Source organism: Gluconobacter sp. OJB, assembly GCF_039638275.1.
GTDB lineage: Bacteria > Pseudomonadota > Alphaproteobacteria > Acetobacterales > Acetobacteraceae > Gluconobacter > Gluconobacter cerevisiae.
This window is the reverse complement of sequence record NZ_JBDIWH010000001.1, coordinates 2,170,877-2,194,291: the sequence shown is the minus strand read 5'-3', so window position 1 is coordinate 2,194,291 and position 23,415 is coordinate 2,170,877. Positions and strand designations below refer to the sequence as shown.

Annotated in this window: 20 protein-coding genes; 8 read left to right on the top strand and 12 right to left on the bottom strand. The window is 62.5% G+C overall.

Annotation, left to right across the window (positions count from 1 at the left end):
• Positions 1-31: 31 nt before the first annotated feature.
• From ABDK74_RS10125 to hrcA, 6 genes are all read right to left on the bottom strand, one after another.
• The gene (locus ABDK74_RS10125) at positions 32-457 is read right to left on the bottom strand and encodes a biopolymer transporter ExbD (protein ID WP_062028222.1); all 426 of its coding nucleotides are present in this window, start codon (positions 455-457) and stop codon (positions 32-34) included.
• A gap of 4 nt (positions 458-461) precedes the next feature.
• Positions 462-1,568, bottom strand: a complete 1,107-nt coding sequence (locus ABDK74_RS10120; RefSeq protein ID WP_194255709.1) for a MotA/TolQ/ExbB proton channel family protein — start codon at positions 1,566-1,568, stop codon at positions 462-464.
• A gap of 138 nt (positions 1,569-1,706) precedes the next feature.
• Positions 1,707-2,375, bottom strand: a complete 669-nt coding sequence (locus ABDK74_RS10115; RefSeq protein WP_346003699.1) for an energy transducer TonB — start codon at positions 2,373-2,375, stop codon at positions 1,707-1,709.
• Positions 2,376-2,756: 381 nt separating this feature from the next.
• Positions 2,757-3,888, bottom strand: a protein-coding gene (prfB, locus tag ABDK74_RS10110; protein ID WP_346003698.1) for a peptide chain release factor 2 whose coding sequence is annotated in 2 segments (ribosomal slippage) — positions 2,757-3,818 and positions 3,820-3,888 — 1,131 coding nt in all. Because the reading frame shifts where the segments join, the coding sequence is not laid out codon by codon here.
• A gap of 40 nt (positions 3,889-3,928) precedes the next feature.
• A complete protein-coding gene (locus ABDK74_RS10105; RefSeq protein WP_346003697.1) occupies positions 3,929-6,589 on the bottom strand; it encodes a PBP1A family penicillin-binding protein in 2,661 nt (886 codons plus the stop codon).
• A 107-nt stretch (positions 6,590-6,696) separates the two neighbouring features.
• A complete protein-coding gene (hrcA, locus tag ABDK74_RS10100) occupies positions 6,697-7,767 on the bottom strand; it encodes a heat-inducible transcriptional repressor HrcA (RefSeq protein WP_346003696.1) in 1,071 nt (356 codons plus the stop codon).
• A gap of 83 nt (positions 7,768-7,850) precedes the next feature.
• Here hrcA and rph point away from each other — a divergent pair, with 83 nt between their 5' ends.
• The 3 genes from rph (at position 7,851) to ABDK74_RS10085 (ending at position 10,565) form a co-directional block, all read left to right on the top strand.
• Positions 7,851-8,573 carry a ribonuclease PH gene (rph, locus tag ABDK74_RS10095; protein WP_346003695.1) on the top strand — a complete coding sequence of 241 codons (723 nt, stop codon included), beginning with the start codon at positions 7,851-7,853 and terminating at the stop codon, positions 8,571-8,573.
• On the top strand, positions 8,573-9,169 hold the full coding sequence (rdgB, locus tag ABDK74_RS10090; protein ID WP_346004208.1) for an RdgB/HAM1 family non-canonical purine NTP pyrophosphatase: 597 nt from the start codon (positions 8,573-8,575) through the stop codon (positions 9,167-9,169). The genes rph and rdgB overlap by 1 nt, the downstream gene beginning before the upstream one ends.
• A gap of 172 nt (positions 9,170-9,341) precedes the next feature.
• On the top strand, positions 9,342-10,565 hold the full coding sequence (locus tag ABDK74_RS10085) for a cation:proton antiporter (protein WP_346003694.1): 1,224 nt from the start codon (positions 9,342-9,344) through the stop codon (positions 10,563-10,565).
• On the opposite strand, the gene ABDK74_RS10080 is transcribed toward ABDK74_RS10085, so the two are convergent.
• On the bottom strand, positions 10,566-11,945 hold the full coding sequence (locus ABDK74_RS10080) for an amidohydrolase family protein (protein ID WP_346003693.1): 1,380 nt from the start codon (positions 11,943-11,945) through the stop codon (positions 10,566-10,568).
• A 122-nt stretch (positions 11,946-12,067) separates the two neighbouring features.
• Entirely contained in the window at positions 12,068-13,906 is a 1,839-nt protein-coding gene (locus ABDK74_RS10075; RefSeq protein WP_346004207.1) for an ABC transporter ATP-binding protein, read from the bottom strand.
• Positions 13,907-14,083: 177 nt separating this feature from the next.
• On the opposite strand from ABDK74_RS10075, the gene nth reads away from it, so the two are divergent.
• A complete protein-coding gene (gene nth / locus ABDK74_RS10070) occupies positions 14,084-14,782 on the top strand; it encodes an endonuclease III (RefSeq protein WP_346003692.1) in 699 nt (232 codons plus the stop codon).
• A gap of 8 nt (positions 14,783-14,790) precedes the next feature.
• Here nth and ABDK74_RS10065 read toward each other — a convergent pair whose 3' ends face one another.
• From ABDK74_RS10065 to ABDK74_RS10050, 4 genes are all read right to left on the bottom strand, one after another.
• A complete protein-coding gene (locus ABDK74_RS10065; protein WP_346003691.1) occupies positions 14,791-15,312 on the bottom strand; it encodes a hypothetical protein in 522 nt (173 codons plus the stop codon).
• A gap of 65 nt (positions 15,313-15,377) precedes the next feature.
• Positions 15,378-17,579, bottom strand: coding sequence for a ComEC/Rec2 family competence protein (locus tag ABDK74_RS10060; protein ID WP_346003690.1), 2,202 nt, complete (start codon positions 17,577-17,579; stop codon positions 15,378-15,380).
• Positions 17,580-17,651: 72 nt separating this feature from the next.
• Positions 17,652-18,377, bottom strand: coding sequence for an NADPH-dependent F420 reductase (locus ABDK74_RS10055; RefSeq protein WP_346003689.1), 726 nt, complete (start codon positions 18,375-18,377; stop codon positions 17,652-17,654).
• Positions 18,374-18,961: a cupin gene (locus tag ABDK74_RS10050; protein WP_346004206.1), complete on the bottom strand. Its 588-nt coding sequence runs from the start codon at positions 18,959-18,961 to the stop codon at positions 18,374-18,376. Before ABDK74_RS10050 ends, ABDK74_RS10055 begins: the two co-directional genes overlap by 4 nt.
• A 178-nt stretch (positions 18,962-19,139) precedes the next feature.
• On the opposite strand from ABDK74_RS10050, the gene gltX reads away from it, so the two are divergent.
• The 4 genes from gltX to plsY are packed head-to-tail and all read left to right on the top strand — an operon-like array spanning position 19,140 to position 23,404.
• On the top strand, positions 19,140-20,558 hold the full coding sequence (gene gltX, locus ABDK74_RS10045) for a glutamate--tRNA ligase (protein ID WP_194268707.1): 1,419 nt from the start codon (positions 19,140-19,142) through the stop codon (positions 20,556-20,558).
• Complete coding sequence (locus ABDK74_RS10040; RefSeq protein ID WP_346003688.1) at positions 20,551-21,492, top strand: aspartate carbamoyltransferase catalytic subunit; 942 nt, start codon at positions 20,551-20,553, stop codon at positions 21,490-21,492. The genes gltX and ABDK74_RS10040 overlap by 8 nt, the downstream gene beginning before the upstream one ends.
• Positions 21,489-22,775, top strand: a complete 1,287-nt coding sequence (locus ABDK74_RS10035) for a dihydroorotase (protein WP_346003687.1) — start codon at positions 21,489-21,491, stop codon at positions 22,773-22,775. Before ABDK74_RS10040 ends, ABDK74_RS10035 begins: the two co-directional genes overlap by 4 nt.
• A complete protein-coding gene (gene plsY / locus ABDK74_RS10030; RefSeq protein WP_346003686.1) occupies positions 22,772-23,404 on the top strand; it encodes a glycerol-3-phosphate 1-O-acyltransferase PlsY in 633 nt (210 codons plus the stop codon). Before ABDK74_RS10035 ends, plsY begins: the two co-directional genes overlap by 4 nt.
• Positions 23,405-23,415 lie beyond the last annotated feature (11 nt).

Below are 23,415 nucleotides of genomic sequence, written 5' to 3'. Positions count from 1 at the left end.
GCCGTTCTGTATGAAACGGCCCGACACGACCTCAGTTCGAGTGAGGCTGCTCGGTAATGAAGTCCACGTGGGCGATGCCAGCTTCCTGGCAGGTCGCGACCACCTGGCCGACTGCCAGATACTTGGCAGCCTGATCACCGCGGATCTGGATCTGCGGCTGGGGCTTCTGCTTTGCCACCTCGACGAGGCGGTTCAGCAGATCAGTATGGTTCGCAACCGGCGTCGTGTCCCAGAAGACCTGCCCGTTCGAATTCACTGCCAGAACGATGTTGCCCTTCCTGGTCTGGGTGGGCGTATTCGCATCAACCGGCAGCTTAACCTTCACTGAGTGTGTGGCGACCGGGATGGTGATCAGAAAGATGATCAGCAGCACCAGCATGACGTCGACGAGGGGGGTGGTGTTGATTGCCGACACCACCTCGTCGTCACCGCCGCCTCCTCCGACGTTCATTCCCATAGGATCAGATCCGCTCGCTGGTGGTGATTGTGGTCGGAACGGCCATGCCGCCCTGTTCCGGGCTGACGCCGTGACGGAAGCCGCCGATCAGAACGGACTGGATGTCGGCCGCGAAGTTGCGAACGCGATCCATGGCACCCTTGTTGCGGCGAACGAGCAGGTTGTAACCCAGCACGGCCGGAACAGCGGTAGCAAGACCGATAGCCGTCATGATGAGCGACTCACCAACCGGGCCTGCAACCTTGTCGATGGATGCCTGGCCGGAGATGCCGATGGCCGTCAGGGCGTGATAGATACCCCAGACTGTACCGAACAGACCAACGAACGGCGACGTGGAACCCACCGTACCGAGGAAGGCAAGACCGCCCTGCATACGGGTGTTGATGGTGTCGACCGAGCGCGAGATGGACATTTCGGTCCAGGACGGCAGGTCGATCGAGTCACGCATGGAGCCTTCGTGGTGCTCCGCGGCAACGATACCCGTCTCTGCGATGTAGCGGAACGGAGAAGACGCCTTCAGGGATGCAGCACCCTGCTGAACGGACGGCTTGGTCCAGAACTCGCGGGCAGCTTCCTTGGAGGCTGCGAACAGACGGCCCTGCTCCAGGAATTTCATGACCATGATGATCCAGGTGCCAGCGGACATGATCACCATGATGATCAGAACGCCACGGGCGATTGCATCACCATTGGCCCACAGAGCGCCGAGGCCGTACGGGTTGCCCTGCGGAGCAGGAGCTTCCGGCGTCGCGGTTGCGCTCTCGCCCGGCGTGGCGGCCGCTGCGGGAGACTGGTCGGCCGGAGCCGTTGCCGGAGCAGCACTGTCGGTCGGAGCCCCGGCAGGAGCAGCAGGAGCACCCGGATCGTTCGGAGCGGCAACAGCCGGAGCACCAGCCGGATCAGCGGACGTTGCCGGGGATGCCGGGTTGGCAGAGGGGTCAACCGGAGCAGCTGCGGGAGCGCTCTGGTCAGCAGGAGCCGGCTGGGCGAAAGCGACGGCCGGTGCGACTGCACCGGAAGCCAGGGCCAGCGTCAGAGCCAGCGCGCTGGCCCGGACGGCACGCGCCTTCGTCGGAACGGCAAGGGCAGGAAGGCGGAACAGTCTGGTCATGAACTCCATATCCTCGTTATCGATGCCCGTTTTCGGAGCTTTAATGGGGTGTCGGCCATATGGAGACCGGCCCTTTTCTGAGCCCCGTCAGGCTTTAAAAACCTGACGGGGCAATTCTGTTTGACGGCAGTCGAGAGATCAGTCGTCGCCCATCGTAAAGTCGATGTGCAGAACGTGGTGATGCTCTGTTACCGGAGCGCCATTGACGATCGCGGGCTGGTAACGGGCACGACGGAGGAAGTCGAGCGCACTTTCCACGAACTCATGACCACCGCTTGAACTTACAATGGTACAGTTTGCCGTCTTGCCGGTCGGAAGAATATCACACGAGGCGGTCACATGACCCTCGCGGTTTTCTTCCATAGCCTCATCCGGATAAACTGCCTGTGCGCCGTTGATCGGTCGTGCACCAGCCGAGTGATCCGGGACTGCATCAGCCGGCGCCCCTTTCGGCGGAGCCGGAACGGGCTCTGGCGAGGGAGTCGGGCTGGGCGGAACCGGATGTGGCGGCTTGGCGTGTGTGACACGCTGGATCGCCTTGGGCGGCGGCGGCACGGAGATCTTGGGCGGCGGAATATACGGCGGCGGCGGCTGCTCCATCTGCGGCGGCGGCGGCGGCGGTGGCGGTGGCGGTGGCTTGGGCTGCTCCTTGATGACTTCCGTCTTGATAGGCGGCTTTTCCTGGACCAGCTTGCTCACAGCACCACTCATAAGCGCATAGATCACAGCGCCCATAGCCAGCACGGCCACGACGATCGCGACAATGTAGTCTGTCGGCTTGCGCTGCTGTGCGGCGTAGCTCTTCATGTCGAAACCTTCTTACCCCTCACTGACACCGGCATTTATCCACATCTGCCGGGTGCGGTGTCCCGATTTCTGTGTTGCCATCAGGCTTTCCCACTGCAACCGCATAACAAATACGTTATATGCCGTGAGAACATACCCGATATGCTGATTGGGCAGTCTAACCCGCATGCTGTCAAGTCGGTGATTGCCTCTATCGAAACGATTTTTTCATATTAACGACATATTCTGCTGCCAGCCCCCAGCAGGGACAAATAAAAATATCGCGCAGAATCCCGCTAACGCAACTTTGCCACACCAGGTTATGACAGATTCAAGAAAAAGACGCCGGAACAGTCTGACTGTTCCGGCGTCTGAGCGAATCCGTCTGAAGAGCGACAGGTCTTATTGGGCCGAGGCGCTGGCTTCCGACCGGGTCGCCCCGACGCTTTGCGCCAGCGAGGCCGACATGAAGTCGTCCAGAGCGCCATCGAGCACCGCACCCGGATTTCCCTTCTCAACGCCCGTCCGCAGGTCCTTGACCAACTGATAAGGCGCCAGAACGTAAGACCGGATCTGATGTCCCCAGCCGATATCGGTTTTGGAGGCTTCGGTCTGGGCCGCGGCGGCTTCGCGCTTCTGCAACTCCGCTTCGTACATCCGGGCCCGCAGCATTTCCATCGCCTTGGCACGGTTGCGATGCTGCGAGCGGTCAGTCTGACAGGCCACCACGATTCCGGTCGGGATATGGGTGATCCGGATGGCCGAATCCGTCTTGTTGACGTGCTGTCCACCTGCGCCCGAGGCCCGGAAGGTATCGACACGCAGGTCCGAATCATTGATGTCGATCTCGATCGAATCATCCACGACCGGATAGACCCACACAGACGCAAACGACGTCTGACGGCGGGCTGCCGCATCGAACGGCGAGATCCGGACCAGACGATGCACGCCTGCTTCGGTCTTGAGCCAGCCATAGGCATTCGCACCGCTCACCTGAATGGTGGCGGACTTGATGCCGGCCTGCTCGCCTTCGCTGCCTTCGATGAACGCGACCTTGTAGCCATGCTGCTCGGCCCAGCGCGTGTACATGCGCAGGAGCATTTCAGCCCAGTCCTGAGCTTCCGTGCCACCAGCGCCCGCGTTCACCTCGACGTAACAGTCATTGCTGTCCGCCTCGCCCGAGAGCAGGCTTTCAATTTCGCGCTTGCGAACGTCCTCGGCGATGGCGCGCAGGGTCCGGACAGCATCCTGAACGAGGCTGTCATCCCCTTCCATTTCCGCCAACTCGACCAGTTCGAGCGTGCCTTCAACTTCGGCTTCGATCTGTTGAACGCCTTCAATCTGGTTAGCGAGCGTCGTGCGCTCGCGCATCAGCTTCTGAGCGGCTTCCGCATCGTTCCACAGGTCGGGGTCTTCAGCGCGGTGGTTCAGTTCCGCGAGGCGTGTTGTTGCGACATCCCAGTCAAAGATGCCTCCTCAGCAGTGCCACCGACTGCTTGATCTGCACTGAAAGGGCCTCGGTTTCGGCCGACATAGTTTCCTCCACTCATAAGGGGGGTCTGTTCTGGTGGGTCTTAGTATAGGCCGCCCACGCCAATGTCACCATCGGAGGGAGCAGGTTTCTGGGCCTGCCCCGGCACTGCGGAAGGCCCGGCTCCAGATGTCCCGCCTCCAGTCTGGCCCGGCATCTGGGCCATACCGCTTTCGGAATCCGAAATCACGCTATCCGCACCCGTGTCAGCAGCGGTCAGGGCTTCGGTGCCCGCGCCGAAGCCATGCAGTTCAACGGACGCACCCGGAACCTGATCGGCCTTGAAGCCATCCACTGCCGCAATACGTCCCGTATCGTAGCTGGCCAGCGTAATGCCGTCCGGCACGCGGAAGTCGAGCTTCGGACGGCTGGCCAGAGCGACCTTCATGATCTTGTTCCAGATCGGCCCCGCGACACGGCCACCATCCGAATTGCGGCCCAGCGTCTGGGGCGTGTCGAAACCGACCCAGACCACCGTGACGATATCGGGCGAGAAACCGGCAAACCACGCGTCATGAAAGTCCTGGCTGGTACCGGTCTTGCCCGCGATAGGACGATCAATGCCGACTCCCGCCATGCGCCCGGTACCATGGGCGATCACGTCCTGCATCATCTTGACGATCTGGAACGCACTCTGTTCGCTAGCCAGAGTTGGGCGCGTGTCAGTCAGAGCCGGGACGGACACGCTGCCCGGTGCCGGTGTCGCCGGAGCTGGAATCGAGGCCGGAGGCGCCGTTCCGTCCGTCGGAGCACCGCCCGCAGGGGCACCGTCCGCAGGGGCGGCCTGTTCGCTGGGCGGAGCCTGCATCGTAGTGCCGAGCTTCAGCCCTCCTGCCTGCCACAACACGCTCCCGGAGCGGTCCTGAATATCGTCCACAAGAGTCGGCGTGACGATGTGGCCACCATTGGCGATCGTGGCATAGGCCGCGGCCTCGCGCATGACGGTGGTTTCGACGGCCCCAAGCGCCGCAGGCAGAACATGCGGCATCTGCGCCACCAGCCCGGCCCGGATGGCAGTATCGGCAACCGCTTTCATGCCGAGATGGGCTGCAACACGGATCGTAACGAGGTTGCGGCTTTCGCGCAGCGCGTCATGCAGCGTCGTCGGACCCCAGTTGTCGTGCTCATAGTTCTGCGGGTGCCAGTCGCCATAGGAAATGGGCGAATCGTCGAAACGCTCGGACGGGGAAATCCCCTGCTCCATCGCTGCGAGATAGACGAAAGGCTTGAACGACGACCCCGGCTGACGCAGTGCCTGTGTGGCCCGGTTGAACTGGCTTTCATGGAACGACCAGCCGCCGACCATCGCCAGAACCCGGCCCGTATGCACATCCAGTGTCACCGCCGCCCCTTCGACCTGCGGGATCTGGCGCAATGCCGCCGAACCGCCTTCCTGCGGCTCGATCATGATGACGTCCCCGGTACGCAGCGGATGCGCCCGGCGCGCCCAGCCGATATCGGTCGCAAGGAGCGCGCCTTTGCGGGGGCTGCCTTCCTCGATCCAGCCAACATGCGTGCCACCCGGCAACACAACCGCCAGACGCCACTCGCGCAGCATCCCGCCGGGCGGCGTGACATGATCGAGCGCACTCTCCCAGCCATCGTCCTGAATATCCGACAAGGTGCGCAAAGGCCCGCGCCAACCGCTATGGGCGCGGTCGTAATTCATCAGTCCTTCATGCAGCAGACGCGTTTCGGTGGTCTGAAGATTCTGATCCAGACTGGTATGGACCTCCAGACCGCCCTGCGCCGCACGGTCCTGACCATACTGGGCGATGAGCTGACGACGGACTTCCTCACCGAACCATTCGGAATCCGGCAAAGGCCCAAAACGCTGCTTCTGCTGCGGAACCAGCGGCTCCTGCTTTTCCTGATCGGCCTGCTCACGGGTCAGAACGCCAGCCTCGACCATCAGGTCCAGCACAAGATTGCGGCGGCCCATCGCGGCCTGCGGATGCAGGAATGGATTGTAGTTCGTGGGGGATTTGGGAAGTGCTGCCAGAGAGGCGGCTTCGGCATCATCAAGCTGATCAAGCGGCTTATTGAAATAGCTCTGCGCGGCCGCGGCGACACCATAGGCGCCGTTCCCGAGATAGATGCCGTTCAGGTAGATTTCGAGAATCTTGTCCTTGGACAGCACCTGCTCCATTTTCATGGCGAGCAGGGCTTCCTTAATCTTGCGATCAAGGCTCAGAACGTTGCTGTTAAGCAGCATGACCTTCGCCACCTGCTGGGTGATGGTCGAGGCTCCCAGCGGACGGCGGCCATGACGCGCGAAAATATCCGTCAGGCCCGCACGGCCGATCGCCATGAAATCCACGCCGCCATGCGTGTAAAAATTATGGTCTTCCGTAGCGATGAAAGCATTCTTCACACGCTCGGGGATCGCGTTGATCGGCACGAAGATCCGGCGCTCGTTCGCCAGTTCCGCCATCAGGCGGTCATCGGCGGCATAGATGCGGCTGACGGTCGGCGGCTGATAGGCGCGCAGGCTGTCCACGCTGGGCAGATCCGCCACCAGCTTGGCATAGGTCGTCCAGCCCAGAACGCCCGCCCCGGCCACACCCACAAGCCCCACACCGGCGATGATCGCCAAGGACTGCCGGTAGCGGCGAAAACGGGGAGGGCGGGGTGGCGTGGCGCCCGGACCTTGAGGGTTACGAGAACCCTGGGGGCTACGGGAGCGGAAAGAGCGTCGCGTCATGCCCCCTGTATAGCATTATTCCGCCCCTTCCGTCGCCCCGTCTAAAAAGGTCATTTCATGAAAGAGGCGTAACCCCGGGACCATCATCCCGAAACGTTCAGAAGCCCTCAGCCAAGCAGACGACCAACCATCCGCGCGGTGTAATCCACAACAGGCACGATCCGCCCGTAATTCAGACGGGTCGGACCAATCACGCCGATCGCCCCCACGATTTTCTGAGCTTCGTTGCGCGCAGGCGCCACGATCATGGACACGCCTGACATCCCGAACATCCCGCTTTCACGCCCGATATAGATCCGCACCCCTTCGGACGCATCGGCCAGTTGCAAAAGTTGAAGCATGGTCTCCTGCGTCTCCAGATGGTCGAACAACATACGGATCGTCGTCAGGCGCTCGATTTCGGTGATGTCGGCCAGCAGCTTCCCCTGCCCTTTCACGAACAGCGTCCCCCCGTCGGCGTCCCATGTCGCAAGACCGCTCTCGATCACGCTGGCCGTCAGGGCATCGAGTTCGTGGCGGCTGGCGTCCATTTCGCTGCGAACCCGCTCGCGCAGCGTACCGAGCGTCAGATCTCCAAGACGGGCGTTCAGGTAGTTCCCGGCCTCGACGAGAGCGGAAGGCGGCACGCCGGGCGGCGTCTCGATGATGCGGTTCTCAACCTGCCCGTCCGAACCCACCAGAATGACCAGAACCCGCCCCGGACCAAGCGCTACGAACTCGATATGCTTGAGCGCGGCATCCGATTTCGGCGCGAGCACCAGTCCGGCAGCGGAAGACAGACCCGACAGCAGGGACGACGCTTCGGACAGAATGTCCTGATAGGATCGCCCGTGAATATCGAGCCGGCTGTCGATGCTGGCGCGGTCTTCTTCCGTCAGCGCGCCAAACTGGAGTAGCCCATCCACAAACAGACGCACGCCCTTTTCGGTCGGCAGACGTCCGGCTGAAACATGCGGGCTGAACAGCAACCCGGCCCGCGCCAGATCTGCCATGACATTGCGGATCGTGGCCGGAGACAGCGCCGGTTGCAGGCGCTGGGCCAAGGTCTGGCTGCCGATGGGCTCACCCGTTTCGACATATTCCTCAACGATTTCACGCAAAATCGCGGCTTCACGATCTCCCAGACCGTGCGGCATCGGGATGGAAGGGCGGAACAGGGGAGGCTGTGGTCGCATCATGGTAAACCCACTGTCGGGGCTGGATGGGTCTGCGTCAAACGCGCTAGAGGCGGGACATATTCTTCCACAGGATCTTTTTTGACATGACTGACACCGCACGCAAGCGTCCCTCCGGGCGTGCGCCGGACGAAAACCGCATTATTTCAATCGAAACGGGCTTTGCCCGCCATGCCGAAGGCTCCGCGCTCATCCGCGTGGGCGGTACGGAAGTCCTGTGCACGGCCACGGTCGAGGAGCGTGTTCCGGCGTTTCTGCGCAACAGGGGACAGGGCTGGATCACGGCCGAATACGGAATGCTCCCCCGGGCGACGCATCAGCGCGGCCAGCGCGAAGCGGCCAAAGGCAAGCAGTCCGGCCGGACGCAGGAAATCCAACGACTAATTGCCCGGTCGCTCCGGGCCTGCGTAGACCTGAAAAAGCTGGGAGAGCGGACCATCACGCTCGACTGCGACGTCCTGAACGCGGATGGCGGCACGCGCTGCGCCTCCATCACGGGCGCCTGGGTGGCACTGGCGATCGCGCTGAAGACCATCAAGCGTTCGCAGGCCCTCACGGCTCAGGTCGCAGCGGTCTCGTGCGGGCTGACAGAGGCCGGAGCCGTGCTGGATCTGGACTATATTGAAGACAGCAACGCGCAGGCCGATACGAATTTCGTCCTGACTGCGGATGGTGGCATCATCGAAATTCAGGGAACCGCCGAGGAAAAACCGTTTCAGGAGACCGAGTTTTTCGAACTCCTCCGACTGGCAAAGCTCGGCACGGCGCGACTGTTCGACGCCCAGAATCACATACTGGAGACTGCATGATGCGGACACTGTCCCGAGGCTCAAAAATCGTTCTGGCCAGCCATAATGCGGGCAAACTGCGCGAATTCTCCACCCTGCTGGCCGAGAGCGGAATCACCGTCATCTCGGCAGCCGAACTGAATCTCCCGGAACCTGAAGAGACGGAAGAGACCTTTACTGGCAATGCCGCCATAAAAGCTCTGGCCGCTGCCCGAGCATCAGGGCTTCCCGCACTGGCCGATGATTCCGGCTTCTGCGTCGCGGCGCTGGACAATCGTCCGGGCGTCTATTCCGCACGCTGGGGCGGCCCGACCAAAGACATGCAGATCGCAATGGACCGCGTGAATCAGGAGATGGGCGACAGCGCCGATCATCGGGCTTTTTTCGTCGCAGCCCTGTGTCTGGCATGGCCGGATGGCGAAACCCGGACCGTACAGGGCGAATGCCATGGCACGGTTGTCTGGCCCCCACGAGGCGATCATGGACATGGTTATGATCCGATGTTCGTGCCGGAAGGCGGAAACCTGACCTTTGCGGAAATGACCGAAGCCGAGAAAAATGCCATCAGTCATCGCGGCCGGGCGCTGGAGCAATTCCTGAAGAATTTCATAGCTTAAATCTGGAAAATACCCGGTTTTTTCAAGAGAAAATTCCGGGTTTTCATTCCTTACAAAAACAGTTTTCCAAAAAGAGAAACATAGAATTATTTATTACATGGAAATAAAAAATTACTCCCGGAATTGTGATCCATGTTACCCTAATCGGACCTGAAACAAAAAAGGGATCATCATGGGAAATGTAACAGCACTGTTTGCGGATGCATTTATATTTGTCCTCGTTCCGTGGGGACTATGGCAACTGCTCAGGCGTTCCATTCCCATTGCCATCCTACCCATTCTGGTCGGCATTGTTCTGGCAGTCCTGCATTTTCCAGCGTCAAAGGTCGGTATTCCCTCGCTTTACGGCGATTATATCGGCTGGTTGGCCGTTCTGGTGCTGGCGTTCACCGCCGGACTGGAGATGTGGCAGAACCCGACCCATTCTCCCGAAGCCGAAAGCCTCCCCTCCCCGACGCTAGGTCGCCTGCTGGGCGGAGCGCTCGTGGCGCTCGGAATTCCGTTCGTCATCGGCACCTTTCTGGTCAAACTGTTCTTCCTGCCGCTGCATGGCTGGCAGGCCCCGCACGGCAATAGCTGGATCGGCGCCATGTCGATCGGGCTGTGCATCTCCGTCAGTGCGCTACCTGTCCTGATCGGGATCGTCCGCGAACTGGAGCCTGTACATCGCCCTATCGGACAGCTTGCCCTCAAACTTGCGGTCGTGGACGACGCGGCCTTGTGGATCGGGCTGGCCGTTCTCCAGTTTGCCGCGCGCGGAACCGAGGCGCTGCATGGCTGGACCGGGTTTGAAGGATTGGCCGTCCTGCTTCTGGTCGGCATGGCGCTGCTGAGCAGTTGGGCCACGCGGAACCTGAAAAACCCGCCGATCTGGATCATCTGGGCCGCTGTTCCGGCCTATCTGGCCGCAGGATCATGGGCAAGCCACGAACTCGGGCTGCACGAACTGATCGGCGCCTATTTCGCGGGCGCTCTCATGCCACCACGCTGGGTCCGTCGTCTGCCGGTCGAAGCTGTGGGAACGTTCTCGCTGATCTGGCTGGCGCCGATGTTCTTCGGCCATAGCGGCTTGAGGATCGACGGCGATGCGCTGACATGGCCGTCCGTTCTGGCATCCCTGCTGCTGGTCGTCATTGCGATCGTCACGAAAATCCTCGCCGTCTGGATCTTCCCACCCGCTCGGGGCCTGACGAACCGACAGGCGCTGGGTATCGGTTCCCTATTGCAGTGTAAGGGGCTGATGGAAATCGTGGCGGCGACCATATTGCACGCGCATGGCATGATTTCGGAATTCGCTTTTGCCTCGCTGATGGTTCTGGCCGTGATTTCCACGACGCTGACCGGACCAATGTTCCGGCTCGTCTCAGGGCATTCGCGCCCTGAGACTGCGGCATAATCAGTCCTTAGAACGCACAGGGCCGTGGCTGACAAGCGCGCCCCGCTGCCAGACCTGATCGATCTGATCCACGGCGGCGATGTTTTCATCCGCATTGCCATCCACGATCAGCAGATCCGCCCGGCGGCCGGGCGCAATCACACCCCGGTCTGACAGATACAGCAGGGCCGCGGCATTGCCCGTAGCCAGACTGATGGCCTGCACGGGGGACAGTCCGGCCTGCACCGTCAGATACAGCTCACGATGCTCGGCAAAGCCGGGAATGCGCGTCGGTGCGGCCCCGGAATCCGTCCCAAAACCGACCTTCACCCCCGCCCTATACAGCACGGCGAGGTTCTTCTGATTCACCGACAGCGCGTAATGCGAGGCCTTGGTCAGAGGCTTGGCCAGTATCTCCGCACGCCATTTCGGGTCTGTAAACTGACGACGCAGAGCCGGGTCCATGCCCGCCAGAACGAACGGATTGGAAAGCAACTCCGGCTGTTCGGCATAGAGATAGTTCGCCTCGTCCAGATCCAGCGTCGCAATATACCATGTGCCCTGACGGAGCATCGCCGCGATCAGATCATGATCCAACGGCTGATCCCGCACGCCATGCGCGAGGATATCGGCTTTGGCCGCCACGATGGCCTTGGCGACCGCAAGATCGTGGATATGCACCGCAACCCGCGTGTCGTGCTGATGCGCTTCGTCGATGACGGCCTCATAGATGGCGGGCGGCAGCATGGGATAGGTCTTGCCGTCCGGGACGTCATTGCGGAAGTCGTCCACCCAGAGCTTCACCAGATCCGTATGTTCCGCAATCATCTGGTCCACGTCCTTGCGCGCCTCTTCCGGCGTCATCGGACGGAAGACCTGATCGGGACCAACGCCTTTGACCATGGCGGCCGGGGGCACACCATCCGGCGCACCGATCCCCTGATCCACGCCATACAGATCCGCCCCCGGATTGCGGCCCTCATGCTGTTCCTGACGCAGCGTATCGAACAGCGGAGAACGGTTCAGACCCAGCGCCGTGACAGTCAGGACGCCATAATCGGAATACTGCTTCATGGCCGCGAGAATATTGGCGCGGGTATAGTTATCGCGGCTAGCCCCCGTGCCCTTCACGAGGCCGACATGACTATGATCGCTGATGAGAGCGGGCATCAGCGTCTTGCCCGTCAGGTCCACATGCCGCGCATCGGTGGGAGCCGGGATGCCGACCGAAAGAATCACACCATTGTCGATGACCACCGTGGCGCCCGGCTGCGCCGATGCCCCGGTTCCGTCAATCAGCCGCGCATGCTCGAACGCGACCGGTTCGGCCAGCGCATTTCCGACACTGAAAGCGGCAGGCGTTGCGAGCAACAGGGCAGTGAAGGCGGAACGGATGGTCATGCGGCGGTCTCCTGTCTGGCTCCCGCCGAGCTTCTTTATCGGGCATCCTGTGGTCCGGGCGGAAACGTGCATGAAGGACGCAACGCCCCCAGACCGGGAAAGATGCCGATTTCCTTCCGGCCTCAGCCCTCCAGCGACTGAAGCTCGAACAGGCGACGATAGATCCCGCCCTCGCGCGTAATCAGTTCAGCGTGCGTGCCGTCTTCTTTCAGCGCGCCCTGACTGAACACGAGAATGCGGTCCAGTTCCATGACGGTCGAGAGACGATGCGCCACGACAATGACGGTCCGGTTCTGCATCAGGCGACGCATCGCGTCCTGCACAAGGGATTCGGACTCGGAATCAAGACTGGACGTCGCTTCGTCAAAAATCAGGATGGGCGCATCGGCCAGAAAGGCGCGGGCGATGGCAACACGCTGCCGCTCGCCGCCCGAGAGCTTCACGCCACGCTCGCCAACCATGGTTTCGTACCCCTCGGGCAGCCGCTCAATGAACGGCGCTGCGTTGGCCAGACGGGCAGCCTCCTCGATCTCGGCGCGGCTCGCATCGGGGCGCGCATAGGCGATGTTTTCCGCAAGCGTGCGATGAAACAGCACCGGCTCCTGCGGAACAATGGCGATATGCGCGCGCAGGGAGTCCTGCGTCACATGCGCGATATCCTGCCCGTCCACCACGATCCGCCCGCCGTTCACGTCATAAAGACGCTGGAGCAGCTTGGTCAGGGTCGTCTTGCCCGAACCGCTCGGCCCGACAAGCGCCACGCGAGACCCCGGCGCGATGTCGACGCTCAAGTCATGATAAAGCGGTTTGACCTGCCCCGGATACTGGAAGTCCACATGCTCGAAGTGGATCGCGCCTGTCGTGAAACGCGCCGTCTGGGCATCGTCTGCATCCTGAATGGCGGGATCGCGACGGAAAATCGCCACGAGTTCCTCCATCTCATTGACCGAACGCTGTACCTGACTGACCTGCTGCCCCAGATCGCGCAGATACCCCTGCACGAGGAACATCATGGTCAGAACATAGGCCACATCTCCCGGACCAGCGTTCCCTCCCCACCACAGCCAGACGGCCAGCCCGATCAGCAGCATGCGCATGGCGAGCGAGGCCAGAGCCTGAAGATTGGCGCTGTTGGTCCCGCGCACCCAGGTTGTCAGGGTCCGCTCGCGCCAGCCGAGAATAATCCGATCGAGATGGGCGCCTTCCCGCTTTTCAGCACCAAACGCCTTGACGACCGGATTGCAGGTCACGGCATCCGCCATGGCTGCACCCATTTTCGTGTCCCATTCATTGGACGCGCGGGCCGTCGGCGCGACATAGCGCAGCGTCAACATGATGGAGAGCGTAGCGAACAGCACCACTGAAACGGCCAGAACCGACCCCATCAGCGGCGAACGGACCATAAGCACCGCCGTCGTCCCGCCCAGAACCAGCACTTCCGGCGCGATCAGAAGCAGAAGCGTGTCGTCCAGCGTATCAATCGCCCAGATCCCGCGCGTCAGTTTACGGACAGTTGAGCCAGCAAAGTTATTGGCATGCCAGTCCGTCGAGAACCGCTGCACCCGATCGAACGCCTGATTGGCAACGCGGTGCATGATGGCAAGCGTGAGATGCGAAATCCCGATGAAGGAGGAGCGGCGGCCGAACAGCCCCACCAGCCCCAGCACGATCAAACCCATGACCATCAGGAACGCATCATCGCGCAAATGCAGCAGTTCCGAGGTTTTCTCCACAGCGGGGCCAGCGGCATGGCGGGAAATATCCTCCACCAGACGGCCTGCGAGAATGGGCGTGCAGACATCGGCCAGCGTGGCAAGACCAACACCGCCAAGCGTCTTCGCAAGCAGAAAGGGATGGTCGCACCAACGGCTACAGACGAAAGACAGGACGTCCGTGAAGGAAACATCCTGCTTGCGGCCCTCCTGCTGCTGGCGGGTCAGGGGAAGAGGGGTATCGGACACAATATCAGACACAGGGCGCTCCGCCGTCTGCCAGTCTGCGATGTCATGCAGAACAGGCCACGGTGTAATGGCATGGGGTGTGATGGCATGGAGTTTTCAGAACTTTGCCGTATCTTGCTGTGTGTCCGGACCAGACGCAACACACCCCCGGCAACACACCCTCTTGGAGTGCCCGTCATGACCGATGCCCCCGCAACCGCCAAGCGGGCCATGAGCAAGGCGGCCGCCAAAGCCTTCATCACCGCACTGGCCGAAGCCAATCCCGATGCAGAAAGCGAACTGGTGTTCCGCAATCCGTTCGAACTTCTGGTAAGCGTCGTGCTCTCAGCACAAGCGACGGACAAATCCGTCAACAAGGCGACGAAAGGCCTGTTCGAGGAAGCCCCCGACCCGGCCTCCATGGTGGCCATCGGCGAAGAAGGCATTGCGCGGCACATCCGCACCATCGGCCTGTGGCGGGCGAAAGCGCATAACGTGGACCTGCTCTGCCATCAGTTGCTGGAGCGTCACGGCGGACAGGTCCCCTCCGACCGGGCCTCGCTCGAAGCGCTGGCCGGTGTGGGGCGCAAGACGGCAAATGTCGTGATGAATGTCGCATTCGGCGCGGATACGATGGCGGTCGATACCCACATCTTCCGCATCGGCAACCGCACCGGTCTGGCCCCTGGCAAAACCGTGCGACAGGTCGAGGACGGGCTGGTCGCGCGTATCCCGAAAGACATGCTCCGCCCGGCGCATCACTGGCTGATCCTGCACGGGCGCTATGTCTGCAAGGCCCGCGCGCCAGAATGCTGGCGCTGCCCGGCGACGACATGGTGCCTGTATCCGAACAAACGCATGACAGCACCAGCAACGCGGAAAGCTGCCGCGAGCTGAACGCCTCCTCAAAAAATCTGGGCGGCTGTCCGGCGCGGTGCCTGATAGGACACGGAATAGAGCACAATGCTGTTCAGAACGCGCATATGGGTCGTCACGGAAAAGCCGTTGGCATTCCAGGTGATGTTTTCCATCATCGGCACACGAACATCGAACAGCGGCTGACCGTATTTCTGGCGGATGGCAAGGCCCCATTCCTCGGCACAGATGCGGACATCACCGGAATCCGTGTCCGTCAGGGCATGGACCTCAACAGAGGCCAGACGCCCACCCAGAAAATTCACATCCACCGTTGAAAGACAGGAGCCGATGAACGGCCCCTGCATAACGTAGCGCGCAAAACCCGGACGCGGCACCGGAGAAGGCAGCGCGGTCAGTTGCGGATGGCTGATCTGCGCTTCCGGGATGCTCATGCCCAGAGTCAGCCCCTCCCAGATCGCAACAGGAGCAGCATGGAGCGGGCTGGCGGCCATCAGTGACAGGCCAGACAAAACAGCCCCTAGAACAACCCTTGCGGTTTTATGAGCCACGATAACGGATCTCCTTGTGCGGCGATCCTACAGGTCGATTGCTTTCCAAAAAGTTGAGACGCGTCTTACTCCGATTGGGCCAGAGGCAGATTGGGCATGCCGTGCCAGCCCACTGGCGGAACCCAGAGCCGGTTGCCCCGCCAGCTCCTGTCCGAAACAACCGTGAGCGTATGCCCGGCGAACACGGCATAAGCCCCGTCGCGCCAAACCGAAAACCGGTCGATGGACGGCACGTCCGCACAGCCTTTGCGAGCGGGAGACGCGCTGATGAACAGGTTCACCCCATCGCATTGCTGCGCCGTCGGGAGGAGAGCGCCATCCGAAGAATCGTGGGGACGCAGCAGAACGGTCTGCGCGCCAATGCTGACCCGGCACAAACCGGCCAGACAATCCGGCGGCAAAGGCGCCACCGGAAGCGCAAGAGCCTGCTGCCAGTCTTCCAGCGTGCGGCGCTCCAGACCAGAATGCGGACCAACCAGCAGAACATCCGGACGACGCACTGCCATCAGCCCCGCATCCGCCGACACGAAAATATCCGGTTTCGGAGCCACCCAAATCGACCCCACCCCGATCGCCACAGGCAACAGACCGGCAAGGGCAATCCGGCCTTTCCACAGGCACAGAAAACACAGCCCGAGCATCACGAGCAGCAGCCCCCAGCCCGGCATGGCCGGAACAGGCTGATGCGCCATCGGAAACGCCGCCACCCGCTCCGCAAGCACCTGCACGATGCGGATGCCCACACCCATGAACTTTAGAAACGGCGCTTCGGCATGGAACGGCATGGCGATAAGCGCCAGAAGCCCAACCGGCATGATCCAGACAGCCGCCAGCGGCACGGCCACAAGATTGGCCAGCACGAACCACGGCTGAAGCGCGCCGAAATGCGCCATACTGACCGGCAGCGTCGCCAGCCCGGCGAGAAGACTCGTCAGCGTCAGGGCCGCGCCATACGACGCAACCACCCTGTACCATTCCCCCTCCCCGCGCAGCCGCATAAGCGGCTCGCGCAGCGCGCCATACCCCGCAATCAACCCCATCACGGCGGCAAAAGACATCTGGAACGACACATCCACAACCGACACCGGCGAAACCAGCAGAATCAGCAGCGCCACAATGGACAGAGACCGCATGGACAGGGCGCGCCGTCCGGTCACGATGGCCAGCGTCACGAGGCTCGCCATGCCCAGCGCCCGCAGGCTGGGCAAATGCGCGCCCGTCAACAGAACATAACCCGCCCCGGCCAGCAGCCCGCAAACGGCTGCGATCTGCCGGCAGGGCCAGCGCAGGGCGACATACTCAATCGACGCCAGACCACAGCGCAACGTCACGATGACGGCCGCCATCACGAGCCCCAAATGCAGCCCCGCGACGGCAAGAAGATGGGACAGCCCCGATGCGGAGAAAGCCTCCCGAGTCTGTTGGTCAATGCCCCCGGCTTCACCAGCCAGAAGCGTGGCCGCAATGGCGGCGGTCTGGTCGGGCAGCACAGCCGCGGTGCGGAACGCAACAGCCTCGCGCAAGCTCTCGATCCATGAAGCCCGAACCGCTGCGCCTGAAAGACTGACCGCCCCCAGCGCATAACCACTTCCCGCCAGCCCCGAAAACCATGCCTCGCGCTGAAGATCGCGGCCGCCGGGCCATGACGGCGGAGGTGGCGGTCGCAGCATCGCGCGCAGGCTGATCGTACTTCCCGGCTCGGGCAACAGGTCGTCATCGTCCCGCAGACGAATGTGCAGCGTGCGACGTAGTGGCGCCATTCCAGCATCGACAGGCGTATCGAACACGGCCTCCGCCAGAGTGATGCGATGGCCGTCATCTTCGTCATCATTCCGGGGCGGCAGAATTTCCAGTGACTGCACGCGACCCGTCAGGACGGTGGCATGGGTCGGCAAAACCGGCATGGGTGGCTGCATCCGGGCCTGAAAAGCCAGATCACCGAAACCGGTTGCAAAAGCAAGCAGCGCAAACCCCAGAAGGCGCGGAAAAAGCCGCTGCCAGCCCAGCCAAAGACACCCGCCTCCTGACAGCCCGACCAGAAGGGTGGCAAGAACGACCGACACAATGGAGGGCTCGAACGGCAGGGCAAGGTAGAGCATGGCCCCAAGCCCAACAGCCACCGGAAGCCAGCAGATCATCTGACGCCCCTGATCCAGAACAGACCGAATCAGGGGCGAAGGCAGCTTCGGCACAAAGTCGGAATCTTCTGCGCTGTCCAGAAGTTCGCGCGGATCAAGGTCCGGTACGGAGAGGGTCTCTGTCTTCACGCATAGAAGCGTAACGGATTTTTCCGCAGCTCGCGCCTCCCCGATTAAGGTCAGCGCCTCCTGTGGCCCAATCTACTGCGGAAGATGCAGCACCTGTTTCAGACCCGCAGCATCCCGCTCAAGCTCGAACCCGGCACTTCCCGGCTGAAACAGCCTTGCGGTCGCAAGATTGCCTGTCACGACAGGGTCGAATCCGGCCGCCCTCACCAGCGTCGTCACCTGCGACACGGCCTGCGCATCATCGCCCGCCACCGGAACCGCCAGAAGTGGCGAAGCGCGATGCGCCTCGGAACGCAGCGTGGTCATATCAACGGAGTTGAACGCCCGCACCACATGCGCCGAAGGGAAGTAACGCTGTGTCGTCACCCCCGCCCCATCCCGCTGCGCCGTATCCGCAATCGCACCATCCCGCCAGGGATAGGGATTGGACGGATCAAGCACGACCTTGTCCAGCAACGTCCGGCTGAGCTGCGGGCCAAGCTGCGGAATGGCGCCATAGGGCACAGCGAGGACCACCACATCGCCATAGGCCGCCGCCTGCGCCGGAGTTCCGGCCGTGGCAAGCGGACCCAGCGACGTCGCCAGCGACTGCGCCTCGGTCAGAGAGCGGGACGACACCATGACGGGATAACCCGCATGGACCCAGAGTTCCGCCAGCGTCGTGCCGACATGACCTGTGCCGATAATGCCGATCCGCATTTTCTGGCTCGTCGCCTCGACCGCACTGGCGCTGCTGACCGTAGCCAGACCTGCGAGTGCTGCGAGGAAAGGACGCCGCCTGAGAGGAAAACCCGTCATGATGGGTGCCACTCCCGTGCGAGGACGCCTGCTGCACCCTGAACCGGATCGGTTTTCGGGAATGGCAGACTGTGAATGCGCGCACTCTGCTCCGCCGTAGGGGCGGCGCGCAGAATGTCGAAAGACTGGTTGGGCGGATAAGCGCCGATAACGGTAAACTCCGTGTCCGATCCCAGATTGCAGTGCCCCGTCCCAGCCGGAAGCACGGCGATGTCGCCACCACGCACCTCGACCGTCCGGGCGTTCGGCCCTCCCAGCATCAGGCGCGCAGAACCGTTGGAAAAGCCCAGAACTTCATGACCAAGGCTATGATAGTGATGAAACGGATAGACACCGTTGCGCCACTGCGGCGGCCAGCCGTTCCGGCTGAACAGGTCTTCATACACCGCCTCGCGATCCGGCCCGGCTTCGAGCGCATTGCGATAGACGATGACGGGCAGATCCGGATTGTTCGGAACCCAGTCATTGGCGCGCAGCGTGAAGACATCCACGCGGGATGTCGTGGCGCTGGCGTGACGGACCGTACCTTCTCCGAAGGTCAGACCCAGCCCTGCCAGCAGGGCATTGAAATCGCGTCTGTTCATGGAAAAGGCACCACCCGGACTATTGAACGTCACAATAGGCTGCTTCGGGAGGCCGCTGGAAATCACACGCGCTTGAAGAACCTTAGCTTTTTGTAAAGCACCCGCCTGTGACGAAGCAGTGCCGCCCCGCTGGCGCAGGCGGATGGAAGCGCGGGTCAGAGCATGATATGACGGCGGCATGACCATCCGTACGCGATTTGCCCCCTCCCCGACGGGTCTGCTGCATGTCGGCAACGCCCGCGCCGCCCTGTTCAATTTCCTCTTTGCCCGTCATCACGGCGGCGAATTCCTCCTGAGGATCGAAGACACCGACAAGGAACGCTCCACTCAAAAAGCCGTGGACGTGATTTTTGACGGTCTGGCCTGGATGGGAATCGAGGCGGATGCGGAACCGGTTTTCCAGTCCGCCCGGCAGGACCGCCATACGGAAGTGGCGCTTGAGCTTCTGGAAAAAGGTCAGGCCTACAAGTGCTTCTGCACCCCCGAAGAGTTGACCGCCATGCGCGAGAAGGCCATGGCCGAGAAGCGCCCGCCCCGTTACGACGGTACATGGCGCGACCGCGATCCATCCGAAGCGCCTGCTGGCGCACCTTATGTCGTTCGCCTGAAAGCCCCGCGTGACGGCGAGACGATCATCAAGGATCTGGTGCAGGGCGAAGTCCGGGTCGCAAATTCCGAAATGGACGACCTGATCCTGCTACGCTCGGACGGCACGCCGACCTATCTGCATGCCGTGGTCGTGGACGATCACGATATGGACATCACCCATGTCATGCGCGGTGACGATCATCTGACGAACACATTCCGTCAGGCCATGATCTATCGCGCCATGGGCTGGAACCTGCCGCATTTCGCGCATCTGCCGCTGATCCACGGGCCGGATGGCGCCAAACTGTCCAAGCGTCATGGCGCGCAGTCGGTCGTGGATTTCCGCGAGGAGGGCTATCTGCCGGAAGCCCTGTGCAACTACCTGCTGCGTCTGGGCTGGGGTCATGGCGATGCCGAAGTCCTGTCTCGCGAGGAGCAGATCAAGCTGTTCGATCTGGATGGCGTTGGCCGCTCCCCGTCCCGCATGGATTACGTCAAGCTGGCACATCTGAACGGAATCTGGATGCGCGTGGCCGATGATGCGCGTCTGACGGATGACGTCATGCAGCGGCTTGCAGGCCGCGACGGCGTTGTGACGGATGACAAGACCCGCGCGCGCATTCTTGCGATGATGCCCGGCCTCAAGGAGCGCGCCAAGACGCTCGTGGAACTGGCGGACAATGCCGCTTTCGCAGGCTTCACACTGCCCCTGACCTTCACCCCCAAAGCCGAGAAGCTGCTGGGCGAGGACGGGCGCACGGTTCTGCAGGGCGTCGGCAAGGATCTGGCCGCGCTTTCGGACTTCACGCCGGAAACCGTCGATGCGACGCTGCGCGCCTATGCTGAAAAGCACGAGATCAAGCTCGGCTCCGTGGCCCAGCCACTGCGCGCAGCCATGACGGGCTCCACGACGTCTCCGGGCATTGATCTGACGCTCGCGGCTCTGGGACAGGACGAGGTTCTGGCTCGTATTGCCGCCGTTCTCGCTTCCGTATCCAACGATGGCTGAGCGGCCCTCCGTCCCCCGGCATCTCCTGGGAATCGAGGGGCTGTCGGCAGAACAGCTCGTGCCGTTCCTCGATCTGGCAGAGAGCTACGCGCTGCTAAGCCGCTCGCGCTCCGCGCCGCGTGATGCGCTGCGGGGACGGACGGTCATCAATCTGTTCTATGAAGACAGCACCCGCACCCGCACGAGTTTCGAACTCGCGGGCCAGCGGCTTGGGGCGGACGTCATCAACATGTCCGTCGCCACAAGTTCAGTGAACAAGGGCGAAACGCTTCTGGACACGGCCGCGACGCTGAACGCCATGCGCTGCGATCTGTTGGTCATCCGGCACGCTCAGTCCGGCGCGCCAGCCCTGCTGTCACAGAAAGTCGAGGCCAGCGTCGTCAATGCGGGCGATGGCACGCATGAACATCCGACGCAGGCGCTACTGGATGCCCTGACGATCCGGCGGCATTTCGGGCGTCTGGAAGGCCTCACGGTCGCGATCTGCGGCGATGTCGGGCACAGCCGCGTGGCACGTTCCAACATCCATCTGCTGACGGCATTCGGAAACCGGGTGAGGCTGGTCGGACCGCCGACGCTGCTTCCGGGAGCCATGGCCAGCCTCGGCAATGTCGAACTGTATTCGGACATGGACAAGGCGCTGGACGGCGCAGATGTCGTCATGTCCCTGCGGCTTCAGAAGGAGCGCATGGGGGCCGGTCTGGTGCCGAGTGCGCGGGAATATTTCCATTTCTTCGGGCTGGACCGCCGCCGTCTGGGACTGGCCAAACCCGGCGCACTCGTCATGCATCCGGGGCCAATGAACCGTGGCGTCGAAATCGCCTCGGACGTGGCGGATTCGGATCAGAGCGTGATTTCCGAACAGGTTGAAATGGGCGTGGCTGTGCGGATGGCGGTTCTGGACCGTCTGTCCCGGGCACGGATGCCGGTATGAGTGATATCGTTTTTGAAAATGTCCGACTGATCGATCCCGCTTCGGGCCGCGATGAGACCGGACGCCTCGTGGTGCGTCAGGGCAAGATCGTCGCCTGCGAAGACGGGCCGGTTCCTGAAGGCGCGCGGGTCGTTGATGGCGCCGGAGCCGTGCTGTGTCCCGGTCTGGTGGACATGCGCGTCGCACTCGGAGAGCCGGGTTCGGAATACCGCGAGAGTGTGTCGTCCGGGGCGCGGGCAGCCGTGGCAGGCGGCATCACGACCATGGCGGTTCTACCCAACACCTCACCCCCGATCGACAACCCGGCGCTCGTGCATCTGCTGCGGGTCCGGGGCGAAGAGACGGGCATGGTCTCGATCCATCCTTACGGCGCGCTGACACGCGGCTGCGAGGGCGGCGAAATGGCCGAACTCGGGCTGCTGCGCAACGCCGGAGCCGTGGCGTTCACGGATGGAACCCGCGCGATTTCAGACGCCAAGCAGATGCGCAACCTGCTGTCCTATTCGCGTTTTCTGGACGCCATCGTGGTGCAGCATCCGGAAGATCCGTCTCTGGCCAAAGGCGCCTGCGCCACAGCAGGGGCACGCGCGGTCCGGATGGGACTGCCGCAGGTTCCGGCGGAAGCCGAAGCCATCATGATCGCCCGCGATCTGCGTCTGGCGGCCATGACCGGTGCGCGGCTGCATTTCGCACATGTCTCGACGGCAGAAGGGCTGGATCTGATCCGGGCGGCCAAAAAGCAGGGCGTACGTGTGACCTGCGATACGGCGCCGCCCTATTTCGCCATGACCGAAGACGATATCGGCGACTTCCGCACATACGCGAAACTCTCGCCGCCCCTGCGCAACGACGCGGACCGACAGGCCGTCTGTGCCGCGCTGGCGGATGGAACGATCGACGCCGTGGCCTCCGACCATGCTCCGGCAGACCCGGATGACAAGCGCCTGCCTTTCGCGCAGGCCCGCGCTGGTGGCACCGGACTGGTCACGCTGCTGGGCGTCACGCTCGGCGCGGGGCTGCCGCTTGTGGACGCGCTGCGTCTCCTGACCTCCGCTCCGGCCGCTCTGCTGGGTCTTGAGGCTGGAACGCTGGCGGTCGGGAACGATGCCGATCTGTGCCTGTTCGATCCGGAAGGCTCGTGGACTGTGGTCGCCGGAGACCTGCCGGGACGCGCGCAGAACACACCGTTTGACGGTCGGGATCTGAAAGGCCGTGTCCTGCGGACGTTCAAGCGCGGTGTTGAAGTCTTCACGGCTGACGGGCTGGCGGAGGCCCACTCGTGAGCGGCTTTCAGGCACAGCTCATCCTGCTGTCCCTCATTTCCTACGTCATCGGGAGCATTCCGTTCGGGCTGCTGCTGACGGCGCTTTCTGGCGGCGGAGACATCCGCAAGATCGGTTCGGGCAATATCGGCGCAACCAACGTCCTGCGCACGGGACGGCGCGGGCTGGCTGCGGCCACGCTGCTTCTGGATGCCCTCAAAGGCGCAGCCGCTGTCCTGATCGCACGGTTTTTCTTCCCCGGCGCGAGCGACATGACCATGGCCGTGGCGACCGTCGCCGTCGTTATCGGGCATTGTTTTCCGGTCTGGCTCGGCTTCAAGGGCGGCAAGGGCGTTGCGACGGGGTTGGGGACGATCTGGGTGCTGTCCTGGCCGGTCGGGCTGGCCTGCTGCGTGGTGTGGTTGCTCGTTGCACGTCTGAGCCGGATTTCCTCAGCAGGCGCGCTGGCAGCGTTCCTGCTCGCACCGGTACTGATGGTGCTGTTGTCCGGACGCGCGCTGCACTCACCCATCCCGGTGGCGACGCTCCTCGTCTCGGTGCTGATCTGGGCCCGGCACTGGAGCAATATTGCACGCCTTCTGACGGGACAGGAGCCGCGCGTGAACGTGGATCAGGCGCCCCGTTCCTAGAATTTTAAGCG